This window comes from Streptomyces akebiae, assembly GCF_019599145.1.
Lineage (GTDB): Bacteria > Actinomycetota > Actinomycetes > Streptomycetales > Streptomycetaceae > Streptomyces > Streptomyces akebiae.
On record NZ_CP080647.1, the window covers coordinates 5,360,205 to 5,372,941 of the forward strand.

The following is a 12,737-nucleotide window of genomic DNA, read 5'->3' on the forward strand; positions in this document are numbered from 1 at the left end:
CGTACGGGCCCTGCGCCTTTCCCCCTCCGCGCCCGCCGGTTTTCGGCCACGGTGTGGCGCATGTCACGTCCCTGGAGAGGGAATTGCTGGGGGCATGACAGATGACGACATAGCCCGTGGGGCAGCCGGGGCTTCGGCCCCGGACTCTGTGTCGGTCTCGGTGTCCGACGAGGAACGGCTCGCCCAGCTGGGCTACACGCAGGTCCTCGCCCGCCGTATGTCCGCGTTCTCCAACTACGCGGTCTCCTTCACGATCATCTCGGTCCTGTCCGGCTGTATGACCCTCTACCTCTTCGGCATGAACACCGGCGGGCCCGCGGTGATCACGTGGGGCTGGGTCGCGGTCGGTCTGATGACGCTCTTCGTGGGTCTGGCCATGGCCGAGATCTGCTCGGCCTATCCGACCTCCGCCGGCCTGTACTTCTGGGCCCACCGACTGGCGCCGGAGCGCAGTGCGGCGGCCTGGGCGTGGTTCACGGGCTGGTTCAACGTGCTCGGCCAGGTGGCCGTGACCGCCGGCATCGACTTCGGCGCGGCGTCCTTCCTGGCGGCGTACCTGAACCTGGAGTTCGGCTTCGAGGTGACGCCGGGCCGGACGATCCTCCTCTTCGCCGCGATCCTCCTGCTGCACGGCCTGCTGAACACCTTCGGCGTCCGGATCGTCGGTCTGCTGAACAGCATCAGCGTGTGGTGGCACGTGGTGGGCGTGGTCGTCATCGTCGGCGCGCTTGTCATCGTCCCGGACAGCCATCAGTCGGCGTCCTTCGTGTTCACCGAGTTCGTCAACGACACGGGCTGGAGCAGCGGGCTGTACGTGGTGCTGCTGGGGCTGCTGATGGCGCAGTACACCTTCACCGGGTACGACGCCTCCGCCCATATGACCGAGGAGACGCACGACGCGTCGACGGCCGGTCCCAAGGGCATCGTCCAGTCCATCTGGACGTCGTGGGTGGCGGGTTTCGTCCTCCTCCTCGGCTTCACCTTCGCCATCCAGTCCTACGACGGCGCGCGCGAGTCGGCCACCGGGGTGCCGCCCGCGCAGATCCTGCTCGACGCGCTGGGCGCGACCGGCGGCAAGCTGCTCCTCCTCGTCATCATCGGCGCGCAGCTCTTCTGCGGCATGGCCTCCGTCACCGCCAACAGCCGCATGATCTACGCCTTCTCGCGCGACGGCGCCCTGCCGTTCTCGCGCGTCTGGCACACGGTCAGCCCCCGCACGCGCACCCCCGTGGCGGCGGTCTGGCTGGCGGCGGGCGGCGCGCTCCTCCTCGGCCTCCCCTACCTGATCAATGTCACGGCGTACGCGGCCGTCACCTCCATCGCGGTGATAGGCCTCTACATCGCGTACGTCATCCCGACCCTGCTCCGGCTGCGCAAGGGCGACGACTTCGAGCGCGGCCCCTGGCACCTGGGGCGCTGGTCACGGGTGATCGGCCTGATCGCGGTTGTGTGGGTCCTCTTCATCACCGTGCTGTTCATGCTTCCGCAGCTCTCCCCGGTCACCTGGGAGAACTTCAACTACGCTCCCGTCGCCGTGCTCGTGGTGCTGGGCTTCGCGGCGATCTGGTGGGCCGCCTCCGCCCGCCACTGGTTCCTCAACCCCGAGCACGAGCGCAGTGTGGCCCGGGAGGCGGCACGGAAGGGGGCGCCGGAGCCGATCGATCCGTGATCCCGTGATCCCGTGATCCCGTGATCCCGCGATGCGTGGACGGGCCGGGCCGGGCCTCCTGACCTTCGTCGCCTGGCGGCTCCCGGCCCGGCCAACTCGCCCGACTTCCGCCGATCTTCCGCCCGTTCTGTTCTGCCGCGAACCTTTTTGCGGCACTCCGACGCGGCCGGGTCACCGATACCCGATCGGACTCCCGGCCACGTCCGGCTATGCTCGGGGAGGCAACATCGCCTGGGCCCTTAGCTCAATTGGCAGAGCAGTGGACTTTTAATCCATTGGTTGTGGGTTCGAGTCCCACAGGGCCTACGGTGCGGGTGGCGGGGATAACCCCTCTGACCTGCTGTGCAGCGTCTGGGTCGACTTCGGTCGGGTCGGGCGCTGCTTCGTTTTCGGGGCCGTGCGTGAGCGATGCGTGAGCGGATGTGCCCGGGACGGGGGTCTGCTCGGCGAGGGCGGTGCCGAGGAACAGAGACGGCGGGAGGACGTCATCCCAAATTAGCCCCCATGCCCCGCGCTACCCTCGCGCCATGACGTCGCGCCCCCCCTTCCATCCCGACGACGGCCGCCCTCGTTATGTCGGGCCAGCTACGGTCGTTTTCCCTGATGGCAAGGAGGCCTCTGTCATCGCGTCGCTCGTACTGCGTCTGGACCCCTCGACGGTGGAGAACTTCAGCTACGACCGTCACAGCACCTGGGCAGGGAGCATCACCCTCGTGCGCGACGAAGAGGGTGTCGACCTGTTCGATGCGGCGCCTGGAATCCTTCGCATGCCCGACGGGCGCGAGAGCGAGTTCATGGCCACCGGAGGCAGTGCCGGTGAGAGCGGCTGCTCGGGGCTGGGGCCTGCTCCATTCCATTCAGCCTGACTGCACAGGTCGCCGCCCCACACCGAGGTCCGTCGGCCGCAGGCAAGAGACAGTTGCGGTGCATGTGAGCGGCCTTGATCGTCTCTGCCCCGCAGGGAATCGCAAACTGCTGGGATGTGCCGACGATCCCGGGCTTATCCGTAAATGAGATGGCTTCCGGGGCCGTGTGGACTACCGTGTAGTTATGAGTCGTTGTACAGCCCCACGCCGGGGGCATCGGACCGCCAGCGGACGTGCGGCGTGCCCCGCGTGCGGCGGCGGAGGCTACGGGTACTCACCGTCCCGGTCCTACTATCCGCCGCCGGCTTACACGTCGCAGAGCAGTGGCGGGGGCGGCGCGACCAGTGGGGGCAGCTCCAGCAGCGGCAGAACGCGAGCGCCTTGGTCACCGAGCACCTCCTCTGTGACCTACACGCCTGCAGAGGTGAAGGACCTGACTCCCGCTCGCGACGCCACCGTGATGCGCGCGCGTCAACAGCCAGCCCTTCGCGATGTCTTCCTCTGCCACGCATGGGATGATCGGCGCGGGTCTGCCAAAGAGTTGTGCAACCTGCTGGAAACCAAGGGCGTGTCGGTCTGGTTCAGCGAGAAGGACATCCCGTACGGCCTACCGTTCATGCGGGAAATCGATAAGGGCCTGGCGAAGTCGCGTACGGGTCTCGTCCTGGTCACCCCTGCGCTACTGACACGCCTCGAGCGCGGTGGCGTCTCCGATAAAGAGCTCTCGGAGCTCCTTGCGCGTAACCTGCTACTCCCTGTCGTGCATGGGACGACCTACGGCGAACTTCGGAACGTCAGCCCCCTGCTTGCATCCCGAAACGGGTTCGACACGGCGGAAGATTCGATGGCAGTAGTTGCCACCAAGATCGCCGAGCTGGTCGCCGTTGAGGACGATCTGACCGAGCTGCCCACGCCGGCGAACTAGGCGTCCGGCGGCGTGCCCTGGGAAGACATCGCCACCTTTTCCACCGCTGCGCTCGGCGCGATCGCGACAGCCGGCGCTTGGCTGGCCGCCCGCCGGTCTGCGGCCACGGCGGAGACGCTGACCCGCATCGAACGGGATCGGCGGCACGAAGAGCGGCGGCCGAAGCTGGAATTAAGCATGGAGAACCGGTCCCAGGACCACTCCATGCTCAACGTGCACCTGGCCGGCCCCGACGAGTTGGGGGTGGTCGAGTTCGTGAGCATTCGTGTCGATGATGACGACAAGAATCGCAGCAACCTGACACCTGGCAGAGTGACCGCGGAGGACATCTCGAACCACGTCTGGGGGCCGTTCAGGTTTACGCCCCGCGTGAACGAAGCCGACGAGCACGGTCGTACCCTCGGCTCGTTCGCCCTGCGCGTGGGTCGGGGCCACCCGTTCCAGATGGAGCGGACCAGGCCCGGCCACTGGATGGAGGGTAAGACGATGGAATCCTGGCAGGACGAGTACCGTGGTCACCCCGTTCGACTGGTCATCACCTGTCGTGTCGGGGACGAGGAGTGGGTACTTGCCCGGCGACTCCCCAACGAACCCTACTAATAGCTGGCCGGACCGCAATCAAGTCCACCGACGGAGCGGGTGGCCTGTGGCTGGCGTAGTTGCCTAGGCAACCGTGGCCAGAACCCACTAGCGCCTTCAGTCACTCTGTGGCGGACGAATCGGTGGTTGCCGGACGTGACCGGGGGACCAGCTTCGCTGCCTTCTCGGCGATCTCGCGGTCCAGCTCAGGGAGCAGGCTCGTGTATGTGTCGGAGGTCAGCGTGATGGTGGAGTGCCGGAGCGTCTCCTTCACCGTATGGATGTCGCCGCCGCCTCCGTGCGTGAGCGTCGCGGCGACATGGCGAAGGTCCCGCAGGGTGATGGGCGGCAGGTCGGTCGTGGCGAGGATGCGGCGGAACGTTTCCGAGACCGTCTCCGGGTGGAGCCAGGAGCCGTCCTCCTTGGTGAACACCTTGCCGGTGTTCTGCCAGGCGGTGCCCCACTCGGCGCGCTCCTTCTCCTGACGGACCTTGTGGTCGCGTAGGGCGGCGATGTTCACGCTGTCGAGCGCGATCGTGTTCGCGCTGCCGTCCGTCTTCGGCTCGGACTCGTAGGGGTCCCAGCCGTCCACCACGATCTCCTTGGCGGGAGTGACGAGGCCGGCGTCGAGGTCGATCTCGTGCCAGTCCTGGCCGACTGCCTCGCCCCGCCGGAGGCCGCGCGTGCCCATGAGGGGAAAGATCGCGTACAGGCGGTCGCCCTCGGCTGCGTCGAGGAAGGCGCCGAACTGCTGCGGCGTCCACACCATGACGGGTCCAGGGATCTCGCCCGTCTCGCGCCACCGCCGGACTCGCTCATCCGTCCATAGGAGGGGCTTCGGGCGCCTGCCTGACTCCAACTCGACGTGGGACGCCGGGTTGAAGGTGATTAGCTGCTGGGCGATCGCGGAGTTGAGGGCCGCGCGGAGCGTGCGGCGGATCGCCTGACGACTGGCCGGGCCGGTGATCTTCCGGAACGGCTTCATCTCCGCCAGCTTGGCCCGTTCGGCCGCGAGCTGCTTCCGCTCGGCTCCGACGGGACGTCCGGGCTTGCTCGGCTTGCAGCGGGCGATCTGCTCGCGGCGGGCCTCGTTCTCGGCCGCGATCACTTCGTTCTCGTCGGCGATTGCGTCGAACATCTCCACCAGGTGACCGACGTTGAGGCGGTCGAGGCGTACCTGCCCGATGCGGGGCTTCAGGTGGACGCGGATGTGGGACGCGTAGCCGTTGAGCGTGGTCTTGCGGCGCTTCTTCGCGGCGAACCACTGGTCGAGCCACTCGCCGACGGTGAGGCTGCCACGGAGGGCGAGACCCGCCCTCAGGCGGCGTCGGGTCTCCTCGATGGCCGGCAGCGGGGCCTTCTCGACCGCGACCTCCTCCAGCATCGCGACGAGGCGCTGGAGGCTGTCCGGGTCGTCCTTGTCCGCCAGGGCGAGCAGGGAGCGGACGTGGTCGAGGTCCGCCTGAGCGGCCTTCAGAGACTCGTAGCCGGCTCGGCTGAAGGAGCGGCGGGTGCCGTCCTCGTGGGGCGGGAGTTCCTGGCGTATGGAGTACGAGCCGTGCTTACGGCTGGAGAGCTTCGGACAGTTCTTGCCGAGGGGTTTGCCCGTCTTGGGGTCTCGGCAGTAGCAGCGGCGGTGGGTTGAACCCTTCAAAGGCGATCCTCCGTGGTGGTGTCGGCATCGGGTGCGGGCGGGTCGACGTCGCCCAGTGCATGTGGCAGCTCGGGTGGGGTGGCTCCCTCGTCGCGCATGTCGCGGCGGAGGTGGCGGAGGGTGTACTTCGCGGAGATGGCCTCGTCGCCGTACCTGGTCCGCTTCCTCTCGGCCTCTTCCTTCTGGGCGCGGGTGGTGGCCGTTCTGGCGGCGAACCCCGCCTGTTCCGCCTCGTCGAGAGCGGCCAGGGCGGTGCCCACGAGGCTGGTGTGGAGTTCGAAGCTGGGGACGAGGCCCGCGTCGTACTCAGGCACGTCCTGCTCGCCGGTGAAGCGGCGTAGCGCGTCCCAGGTGGGGACGAGGCCCTGGAATGGGAGTTCCTGGGTCTCCTCGACGTAGCCGACCGGGAAGATCAGGCAGACCGGGTACGTCTCCAGGGCGGCGGCCAGGACCATGACGTCCACCAGGGGAAGGTTGGCCCGGCGTCCGGATTCCATGTTGGCGATGACGTTGCGGGGGATGGGGTGCCCCAGTCGCTCGCACTGGTCCGCCAGTTCCTGTGCGCTCCATCCCATCTCCTTTCTTCTCCGTCGGACTTCGCCGGCCACGTTGGCCTTGATCCGATCCGCCCACTCCGGGACGTCGTCCTCATCAGCATCCAAACCGCGTTGTGTCATGCAGACACATTAGCTTCCCGATGATGGTTGGTAGCCGCTTGGAGTCGGACGTGATGGGCGCGTTCGCCGAGGGCTGTACCGAAAGGGGCGCACTGCATGCGTGAAGACGAGACGGCCGGACGGTCGACGGGGATGAGTCGGGAGGAGCTTCTCGCTCTCCCCGTGTCGGTTGACCTGGAAACAGGCAACCGTGCGCTGGGGCTCGGCCGGAGTAAGGGCTATGAGCTGGCGAAGCGGGGCGAGTACCCGTGCAAGGTGCTCCGGCTCGGCAACGCCTACCGGGTCGTGACCGCGGATCTGTTGGAGCTGTTGGGCCTGGCGGCGTGAAGGGGCGGCAGATTAGCAGACGGTTCTGCGCTGAGCTGACACAGAATCGCTGGACTGTGTCAGGGCGTGGACGTACTGTCCGTGTTCCCTCGGGGAACGAAGCGAGCCTCCGGCGCGGCAACGCCGGAGGCTTCAGCACCCCCGAACGGCCCTGGAAGAACCAACCCGGCGGGAAGGGCGCGCGAGCCCGCCACCGCCAGACGAGGAGCTGCCCTGTGGAACATGAGGGAGCCGAGCCCTATTCCGACCTCGACAAGACTGCGTGGCCGCCGGTCGCCGACACCGACCAGCCGGTCGACGGGACTCCAGTCCCCGAACCGGAGGGGTCCGTAAGCCCGGTTGAGGAGACGGCCGTGGCGCTCGCCCCCGACGGCGTGCAGGTCCTCGCCGACCTGCGGGCACAGATCAAGCGGTATGTGGCGATGCCCAGCGAGGAGGCCGTCACCGCGGTGACGCTGTGGGTGGCTGCCACTCACCTGCAGCCCGCGTGGCAGCACGCACCGCGTCTGGCGATCGTGGCTCCGGAGAAACGGTGCGGCAAGTCGCGGCTGCTGGATGTGGTGACCGAGACCGTGAGCAGCCCTCTGATCACGGTCAACGCCAGCCCTGCCGCGATCTTCCGTTCGATCACCGAGGAGGACCCGCCGACCCTCCTGGTCGACGAGGCGGACACCCTCTTCGGCACCGCCAAGGCAGCGGAGAAGAACGAGGACCTGCGCGGCCTGCTCAACGCGGGGCACCAACGGAACCGGCCCACGCTTCGGGTCTCCGGGCCGGAGCACAAGCCGCAGGCATTCCCCACCTTCGCCATGGCGGCGCTGGCCGGTATCAACGATCTGCCCGACACGATCATGGATCGGTCCGTGGTCATCCGGATGCGCCGCCGGGCGGCGGGGGAGAAGGTGGCGGCCTTCCGTACGAGTCGGGACACCCCCGCCCTGCACGCCGTACGCGACCGGCTCGCCGCCTGGCTGACGCCGCTGCACGCCCTGGCGATGGACATGGAGCCACCGATGCCGGTCGAGGACCGTGCGGCGGACACCTGGGAGCCGCTGGTGATCATCGCCGACCTCGCCGGTGGCGAATGGTCCGCGCTCGCTCGCACCGCGTGCCGCGCCATGACCGACTACGAAGTTGGGCAGGACGAGGAAGGCGGGCTGCGGACCCGGCTTCTGGTCGGTATCCGCAGGGCCTTCGCCGCCGAGAACGACCCGGCGGTACTGGGCACGAAGCGGCTGCTGGAGCACCTCAATGCGGACAAGGAAGCGCCGTGGGCGGAGTACGGCGCCAACGGCCTGACCGCCCGTGGCCTGCAGGTACTGCTGAAGCCGTACGGCATCGGCTCGGCCAACCGCCGCTTCGGTGACGGCTCCCAGGCCAAGGGCTTCGCGCGCAACCAGTTCCTCGACACCTGGGCCCGCTACTGCCCCGAGCCGGGCCCTCCGGCTGAGCCTGCCGATCCGGTGGCCGAGCCGCTGCCTGGCACCGCAGCCTGACCCGACTCGACCCGTCGCACTCGTCCCCGCGCAGGTCAGCGCGGGGACGAGTCACGGACCCGCAACGAGTCGTCCCGACATCAACAGTCCACTCGTACCTGCTGTGAGCAGGCATGCAACGAGTGGGACGAGTCTCCGCGCCCCCTCGCGTCACCCTGTGATCGCCGCCAACCCCACCTGGAGTGCCTGCGCTTGACTTCCCCCACCACCGCTTCGTCCGCTGTACCGGGCACCGCTGCGATCCGCGTCGGCATCGCGATGCTCGCCGCGTTCGCCTTCGCGCTCTCCTATGACGCCCTGCGGCAGATGGCCGTCGCCGTCCACATCCGTGGGTTGCTCACCTACGCCTTCCCGCTCGTGATCGACGGGTTCATCGCCATCGGCGTCGGCGCCCTGCTCATGCTGCGCGCCGCGCCCCTTCGGTCCCGCGTCTACGTCTGGGTGCTCGTCGGGGCGGCCACCATCACCAGCATCTGGGCCAACGCCCTACACGCGGTCCGTCTCAACCAGCAGACCCGCCACATCGGCAGCCTGCGCCTCGACGACTACACGGTCGGCGCCCTGTCCGCCATCGCCCCGCTCGCCCTGGCTGGCGCTGTCCACCTCTACATCGTCATCTGTCGCCAACCTGCCACGCCCGAGCGGCAGGCTCACGCCACGTCGAGCCACAACGACGACACCGGTTCGCCGGAGCCACCTCAGCCGCAGCCCGACGCGGGTGACGTCCCTGCCGATGTGGCTACCGCTTCTGCCGATGTGGCGCGATCCACAGCCGAGCCACAAGGGGATGACGCCAGCCCCATCCCCGACGAGCTGCTCTCCATTGCCCGTACCGCACGGCTGGGGCGCGGTGACCGGGCCTCCCGCCGCCACATCGAAGACGCCATCCGCGCCAAGAACCGCACCATCGGCAGGGCGGAGGCGGAAAGGATCAAGGCCATCCTGCAAGCCGAACTGGATGCCGCTGCCGCCCAGCGGCAGACCGAAGGGGAGAAGACATCGGTCGGCGTGCGCTGAGACCGGCCGCGCCGGCGTCCCGCCCTTCTCGACTCGTATCTTCCGTCCCCGTGCGGGCTGGCACGAGGACGGAGCACGTACTCGCGACGAGTCGACCCAACCTCAACACCTCACCCGTACCTGCCTTGACCAGGCATGCGACGGGTGCGACGACTCAGATCACCCCACGGAGAACCCGCATGCACGACCCGTCCCACGACCCCTCCACCACTCAGGTGGAGATGACCGCCGCGCCAGCCACGACCGCGTCAGCAAGGTATGCCGTTGGACCGTCCAAGGACGGCCGCAACGGGGATGCCTCCGCCCCGGGGGTGGCGGAGACACTCGGGCACCAGGGGGCACCCGAGGAGAAACAGCCCGACACCGCCGCCGTGCCGCTGCCGCGAGCCGCCGACACCGCCGCGCTGCACCGTGTCGCCCGACGCCGCCAGCGTGAATCCGTCCAGCGCAAAGAGCGCGTCGACGTCCGCTACAGCGTCGACGAGAAGGCCGACATCCTCGCCGAGGCCCGGTCGCTGAACATCGCAGCCGCCCACTACGTCGGCGCGGTCGTCATGGCCCACGTCCACGGTGACCTCGGCCTGCCCGGCCAGCGCACCGAGCTCGACGACTACATCGACGAGCTGACCGCCCTGCGCCGAGAGGTCGCCAAGATCGGCCACAACGTCAACCAGATCGCCAAGAAGGTCAACTCCGGCGGTCATCCACACCCTGGGGATACAGCCGTCCTGGCCCAGGCCGAGCAGACCGTGAGTGCGGTGGGCGCCGCCGTCCGCCACATCGCGTCCGCCGCGAACCAGGCCGTCACCGTGAAGGCGGCCTGATGATCCCGAAGATCAGCAGCGGCAAGAGCACCGCGGGCCTGATCCGGTACCTGTTCGACACGAAGAGGGCCAAGGACCACACCGATCCGCACCTGGTCGCCTCCTGGGACGGCTTCGCCCCCGACCCCGGCCGCGCCGACGACTTCGCCGCCACCAAGAAACTCCTTGTGGCCGACCTCGACCTGCACGTCAAGCAAGCCCGGCGGCTCAACCGCGCCCCCGAGCAGCACGTGTGGCACTGCTCGATCCGGGCCGCCAAGTCCGACCGCCACCTCAGCGACGAGGAGTGGGCCGACATCGCCCGCCGCGTCGTGGCGGCCACGGGGATCGCGCCGGACGGTGACCCGGACGGCTGCCGGTGGGTGGCCGTCCGCCACGCCCCCGACCACATCCACATCGCCGCCACCAAGGTGCGCGGCGACCTGAGCACCGCACGCCACTGGAACGACTACATCAACGCCAACCGTGAACTCGCCGCCGTCGAGAAGGAGTACGGCCTCTTCCGCGTCGCACGCGGCGACCGTACCGCCGCCAAGCGGCCCACCCGCGCCGAACAGGAGAAGGCCCGCCGCGCCGGCCACGACAAGCCCGCCCGCGACCGCCTGCGCGTCACCATCCGGACCGCCGTGGCCGCTGCTTCAAGCGTCGAGGAGTTCGTCCACCTGCTCAGCCACACCGACGGAGTCCTCGTCGAGATGGTGTACTTCCCCTCCGGCGACGTACGCGGCTACAAGGTCGCCAGCGAAGACACCACCACCGCCGACAAACAACCCGTCTGGTTCTCCGGCTACGACCTCGCCCCCGACCTGTCCCTCCCTCAGATTCGAAAGCGCCTGGAGAACACCGAAGCACAGCCCACCGACGAGCTAGGCCGACGCAGGCCCGACCCCTGGCACCAGGCCACCGCCGCCACCGAACGCATCTCCCACCACCTCGACCAGAGCGACGACGAAGCCTCCCAAGCCCACATAGCCGCCTTCGGTGAAGCCCTCGACTCCCTCCCTCTCATCGCGCCCCAGGACCTGCGTCCTCAACTCCGAGAAGCAGCCACCGCCTTCGAGCGAGCCACCCGCTCCCGCATCCAGGCTGAACACCACCACGCCCGAGCCCTGCGCGGCGCCGTACGAGCCATACTCCGCGAGCCCGCCCCCAAGGACCGCACAGCCCTGGCGATGTTCCTCGACGCCGCGATCCTCACCGTTATCGCCGCCGCCCGCTGGCACCAGCTCCGCCACCACGACCAACAAGTCGCAGCCGCCCACCAGAGCCTGCTCCACCTCCAGGCTGCCTATGACCAAGCCGCAGCCGCGCCGCTGGCCGCCCTCGCCCAGCGCCGACCGCCCCAGCAGACCGTGGACCGGCACATCCGTCACCTACGCCAGGCCGTGCCCGACCACGCTCAGCAAGTCGTAGAAGACCCGGCCTTCGATGCCTTCGCGGTGACCCTCACCGAAGCCGAGGCTGCTGGCCACGATCCGGCACAACTCCTCCAAGGGGCAGTCGACCAGCGCGCCTTGGGCGACGCGGACTCGCCCGCACGCGTCCTGGTCTGGCGCATCCAACGTCTCACCGCAACGCCGTCGCCGAGCACGCGAACCGGCCTTGCTTCCACCCCGCACACTTCGTACGGGACGACACCGCAGCCTGCGCCTCTCCCCTTGGTAGCGGGCGTACAGCGCCGTCGCTGATTCTCAACTGCCAGCTGGACCGCCGCTTCAGGGCTGGTCAACCTCGGTGCGGCTTGGGGTTGACCGGCTCCGAGACAGGCGGCATCCGTGCGAATCGCGCGCCACGGAGAAGCACTTGTGCAAAATCTATGACATCAACTAAAGTGCGCCTGCCGGTTAACTGCTCCAATGCGAAGTCCGATCAGAGGAGTCGTCGCATGAGTGTGCATCTTCCCTCCTGGACGACCGATGTGTTCGGCGAGCAGGCACCCGCGGTCCGTGTGGGCCTCGGGCAGGCGCTGCGAAACATGCAGGCGAACGCCCAGGCAGCACAGGAACAGACTGATTCGCGTACCAACCACACCTACGGCTCGGCCCGGTGGCAAGGCCAGTTCGAGCGGGTGTGGGAGGAGTTGAAGGATCTGCCGGGCGCCACTCCCGTCAAGCCGTTCGGGTTCCCGTTCGAGCTGATGATCGTGGGGAACGGTCTGCTCTATCCGTTCCTGTACTCGAAGACCAAGTCGGACGTACGTACAGCTCGCATTCCTCGCGAGTCCCGCTTGGTGAAGGAGTTGTTCAACTTCGCGCCGCCCCCCACCCATGAGCAGGGTGCGTTCGAGCTGGACGGCTTTGACGAGAGCGCTGAGGTGGTGAAGCCCAGAGGTGGTCTCGCGGCTGTGCCGCCCGGTACGCAACTGATCCTGGTTCCCTTCGCGTGCAACGCTTCCGAGCTGCTGGAGGCTCATTGGGGCAGGGCCGCGCTGGGAGCGGAGCGACGCCTGGAGTGGGCGACCCTCCCGGAGCCGCTTCCACTGCCGGAAACCGTCACCTTCCACGGCCAGCGTCTGGGGACGATCCCCAAGCAGGCAACTTCGTCCGAGCGGGAACTGACAAGCTTCGACGGCGGGGCACAGCCGACGTTTACGCTGTCGTCGCGTGCGAGCGTTGATCAACAGCGTGACGTTCCGCCGCTGACCGAAGCAGAGCCGGCCGACGACCAGACCAGCGAAGACGATGCGAACGATTAAGCAAGACC

12 protein-coding genes and 1 tRNA gene are annotated in these 12,737 nt (G+C 68.2%); 11 read left to right on the plus strand and 2 right to left on the minus strand.

Annotated features, from left to right (window positions below; translation table 11 throughout):
* Nucleotides 1-94 precede the first annotated feature (94 nt).
* From K1J60_RS23045 to K1J60_RS23065, 5 genes are all read left to right on the plus strand, one after another.
* The gene (locus K1J60_RS23045) at nucleotides 95-1,669 is read left to right on the plus strand and encodes an amino acid permease (RefSeq protein ID WP_259407870.1); all 1,575 of its coding nucleotides are present in this window, start codon (nucleotides 95-97) and stop codon (nucleotides 1,667-1,669) included.
* Nucleotides 1,670-1,902: 233 nt separating this feature from the next.
* Nucleotides 1,903-1,975, plus strand: a tRNA-Lys gene (locus K1J60_RS23050).
* A 221-nt stretch (nucleotides 1,976-2,196) separates the two neighbouring features.
* A complete protein-coding gene (locus K1J60_RS23055; protein WP_220647837.1) occupies nucleotides 2,197-2,535 on the plus strand; it encodes a hypothetical protein in 339 nt (112 codons plus the stop codon).
* Nucleotides 2,536-2,938: 403 nt separating this feature from the next.
* Nucleotides 2,939-3,460 carry a toll/interleukin-1 receptor domain-containing protein gene (locus tag K1J60_RS23060; protein ID WP_259407871.1) on the plus strand — a complete coding sequence of 174 codons (522 nt, stop codon included), beginning with the start codon at nucleotides 2,939-2,941 and terminating at the stop codon, nucleotides 3,458-3,460.
* Nucleotides 3,461-3,472: 12 nt separating this feature from the next.
* A complete protein-coding gene (locus K1J60_RS23065; RefSeq protein ID WP_220647839.1) occupies nucleotides 3,473-4,060 on the plus strand; it encodes a hypothetical protein in 588 nt (195 codons plus the stop codon).
* 100 nt (nucleotides 4,061-4,160) lie between these two features.
* Here the strand turns inward: K1J60_RS23065 and K1J60_RS23070 are convergent, their stop codons facing one another.
* The gene (locus tag K1J60_RS23070) at nucleotides 4,161-5,693 is read right to left on the minus strand and encodes a site-specific integrase (RefSeq protein ID WP_220647840.1); all 1,533 of its coding nucleotides are present in this window, start codon (nucleotides 5,691-5,693) and stop codon (nucleotides 4,161-4,163) included.
* On the minus strand, nucleotides 5,690-6,355 hold the full coding sequence (locus K1J60_RS23075; RefSeq protein WP_220651639.1) for a helix-turn-helix domain-containing protein: 666 nt from the start codon (nucleotides 6,353-6,355) through the stop codon (nucleotides 5,690-5,692). Before K1J60_RS23075 ends, K1J60_RS23070 begins: the two co-directional genes overlap by 4 nt.
* A gap of 111 nt (nucleotides 6,356-6,466) precedes the next feature.
* On the opposite strand from K1J60_RS23075, the gene K1J60_RS23080 reads away from it, so the two are divergent.
* The 6 genes from K1J60_RS23080 (at nucleotide 6,467) to K1J60_RS23105 (ending at nucleotide 12,729) form a co-directional block, all read left to right on the plus strand.
* A complete protein-coding gene (locus K1J60_RS23080; RefSeq protein WP_220647841.1) occupies nucleotides 6,467-6,697 on the plus strand; it encodes a hypothetical protein in 231 nt (76 codons plus the stop codon).
* Nucleotides 6,698-6,912: 215 nt separating this feature from the next.
* Nucleotides 6,913-8,193 (plus strand): DUF3631 domain-containing protein, encoded by a 1,281-nt coding sequence (locus tag K1J60_RS23085; protein ID WP_220647842.1) that lies wholly within the window; start codon nucleotides 6,913-6,915, stop codon nucleotides 8,191-8,193.
* Nucleotides 8,194-8,385: 192 nt separating this feature from the next.
* Nucleotides 8,386-9,210 carry a DUF2637 domain-containing protein gene (locus tag K1J60_RS23090; protein ID WP_398683279.1) on the plus strand — a complete coding sequence of 275 codons (825 nt, stop codon included), beginning with the start codon at nucleotides 8,386-8,388 and terminating at the stop codon, nucleotides 9,208-9,210.
* A 179-nt stretch (nucleotides 9,211-9,389) separates the two neighbouring features.
* Nucleotides 9,390-10,034, plus strand: a complete 645-nt coding sequence (locus K1J60_RS23095) for a MobC family plasmid mobilization relaxosome protein (protein WP_220647843.1) — start codon at nucleotides 9,390-9,392, stop codon at nucleotides 10,032-10,034.
* Nucleotides 10,034-11,722, plus strand: a complete 1,689-nt coding sequence (locus K1J60_RS23100) for a relaxase/mobilization nuclease domain-containing protein (protein WP_220647844.1) — start codon at nucleotides 10,034-10,036, stop codon at nucleotides 11,720-11,722. The genes K1J60_RS23095 and K1J60_RS23100 overlap by 1 nt, the downstream gene beginning before the upstream one ends.
* 197 nt (nucleotides 11,723-11,919) lie before the next feature.
* Nucleotides 11,920-12,729 carry a hypothetical protein gene (locus K1J60_RS23105; RefSeq protein WP_042177017.1) on the plus strand — a complete coding sequence of 270 codons (810 nt, stop codon included), beginning with the start codon at nucleotides 11,920-11,922 and terminating at the stop codon, nucleotides 12,727-12,729.
* The last annotated feature ends 8 nt before the right edge of the window (nucleotides 12,730-12,737 follow it).